The 783-nt window shown below is 36.4% G+C and carries 1 pseudogene; it reads right to left on the reverse strand.

Annotation, left to right across the window (positions count from 1 at the left end):
- Positions 1-119: 119 nt before the first annotated feature.
- A pseudogene (locus tag B0180_RS09970) lies at positions 120-715 on the reverse strand (IS1 family transposase); the annotation flags it as partial.
- Positions 716-783: the final 68 nt, after the last annotated feature.

Here is a 783-nt window from a genome sequence, read left to right on the forward strand (position 1 = left end):
ACCAACTATACATAGCTCAACCTGCCATTCCACTTAGCAAAGAGTAGATTTAAAGAGTTTTCAATCATCTTTTTGCACTTAGAATAACATTTGGTTTTACGTTTAAACCTTGCAAGATAATGACGTATCCTACTGTTATACTCTTCAACTGTGAAGGTTTGGGCTTTGCTTTGTAGGTGTTTATAAATTGGAATCACCTCTTGGTAGACTTTCCAATAATCACTACAAAACAGGTTGATATTATCTATGTTCAGTTGATTGTATAGTCTTTGAAAGGTTTTAGTGTCTCGTTTACCACAGACAAAACCTAAAACTTGTTTTGTTTGTCGGTCAATGGCAATCCAAGTCCAGCAGGTGTTTTTTTAAACTTACTGTAACTGTGTATTTCATCAAGCTCTACCACGTCAATCACTTCATTGTTGTGGTCTAGATTGGTATGATAGGTCGCTTCATGTTTTATGCCAAGCTCTTTAACCCAATAATATACGGTACTATGCCCAATACCTAAAACACGACCAATCGCACGAAAGCCTAAGCCTTCAAGGTACATATCTATGGCAAGTTTTCTGATGCTTTCATCTTTTTTGGTGCTTTTATAAAGTACCGTAAAGTGATGTTTGCAGTCTTTGCATCTGTACCTTTGTTTGCCATAAGCAAACCCTGCTTTGACAATGTGGTTTGATTGGCATTTTGGGCAATGATCTAAGGGTATCATGGTGTGTTTAGTCTTTGTTTGTTTTTGAAGTAGGTATTATAGATTGGGTATAGGTTTTGAACAATACC

The organism is Moraxella canis, assembly GCF_002014965.1.
Classification (GTDB): domain Bacteria; phylum Pseudomonadota; class Gammaproteobacteria; order Pseudomonadales; family Moraxellaceae; genus Moraxella; species Moraxella canis.